Origin of the sequence: Dissulfurispira sp., from assembly GCF_036745535.1 — a bacterium.
Taxonomy (GTDB): Bacteria; Nitrospirota; Thermodesulfovibrionia; order Thermodesulfovibrionales; family Dissulfurispiraceae; genus Dissulfurispira.
Genome location: NZ_DAIOFX010000004.1, coordinates 58,334 through 59,812 on the forward strand (window position 1 = coordinate 58,334; position 1,479 = coordinate 59,812).

General features: G+C 41.7%; 2 protein-coding genes. Both read left to right on the forward strand.

Annotation, left to right across the window (positions count from 1 at the left end; translation table 11 throughout):
- A partial coding sequence (locus V7L97_RS02115) for a chromate transporter (RefSeq protein ID WP_333652988.1) occupies window positions 1-642 on the forward strand: 642 nt, incomplete at its 5' end.
- A gap of 59 nt (window positions 643-701) precedes the next feature.
- Window positions 702-1,394, forward strand: a complete 693-nt coding sequence (locus V7L97_RS02120) for a HEAT repeat domain-containing protein (protein ID WP_333652991.1) — start codon at window positions 702-704, stop codon at window positions 1,392-1,394.
- The last annotated feature ends 85 nt before the right edge of the window (window positions 1,395-1,479 follow it).

Below are 1,479 nucleotides of genomic sequence, written 5' to 3' on the forward strand. Positions count from 1 at the left end.
TTTTTCAGAGGTGTCAGCTTCACAATCTCTTCAGTTCATGGCAAGAAAAGGAACCGATGGATGTTCAAGCAAATTGCGCTGCTATTTTTAATCCTGCTGGCAGGACTTTCGGTGCTTTATGTTGTAGACACGAAACTCTTTAAACTGGCAACAATGATGCTCAGGATAGACCTTTTTGCATTCGGAGGCGGTTTCGCATCACTGCCATTAATGCTTCATGAAGTCGTAAATGTAAGAGAATGGATGGACCATAAGACATTCATGGATGGGATTGCATTAGGTCAGATCACCCCTGGTCCTATTGTCATCACTGCTACCTTCGTCGGGTATTTGTTACATGGCCTGTTGGGCTCTATGGTGGCAACCATAGCAATATTTACACCTTCCTTCTTAATACTGGTTGTTGTCACACCTTTCTTTGACAGACTAAAGACATCCGCGTATTTTTTAATGGCAACAAAGGGAATATTTGCATCCTTTGTCGGACTCTTATTTTATGTGACTTTAAAATTTGCATTGGCTGTCCCATGGGATATTATCAGGGTTTTATTGGGAGTAACAGCCTTCATTGCATTGACTAAAAGGGTTGATGTCCTTTATGTTGTGCTCACAGGCGCTGCCATTTCGATATTTGTGTTTTGAAGTGGATATTATTGTGAAAGGAATATTAAAATAAATAAGTTTTGCAGAGGAGGGGTAGAATGTTCTTAAATGCCTATAAAAAAGTCATTCAAGCAACTATCTTGTTGTTATTTTTTGTTACGACATTGATTGCGTCTGCAAAAGAGTTATATGCAGATGAACTTAATATCGATAAGTTAATAACGGACATCCAGGATAACGACTGGCACAGCCGTTTGCCGTTATACGGAGGTGCAGAGGGCATAAAGAATGACAGACTGACAGACGCCCTTATCGGCCTTGTAGAAAACAAAATGCTGAACTGGAGATTCAGGATAAGGGCAATCCAGTTGCTCGGTGAGAGCAGGAAGGAAAAGGCGCTCAATTTTATTGAAAGGATACTGAGCGACCCGTTCCTTAATCACGACTGCCCTGCCATAAAGTGGAATGCCGTCACTGCCCTCGGCAATTTTACTAAAGACCCGAAGGCAGCCGATATACTCCTTGATGCATCGAAGTTTGAAGACAACCCGGTTGTCAGAGAGGCCATTGTCAAAACCATGGGAAGGGTTGGTAATTCAAAGGCTGTGCCGTTTTTGATTTCTATCTTAAACGATAAGAGTTTTGCGATAAAGTTCAGTGCTATAACTGCACTCGCAGAAATCGGAGACTCGCAGGCATTCCCCCATCTAAAAAATATTGCAGAGAATGAAAATGATCCTCTCATAAAAAATGAAGCCATTACAGCTCTTGAGAGGTTTTCCAAGGGATAAATCACCGTGCTCTATTATCAGAAGTCAGAAGACGGAAGCCAGAAGACAGACAGTCTGTATTCTGTGTTCTGTATTCTGTGTTCTG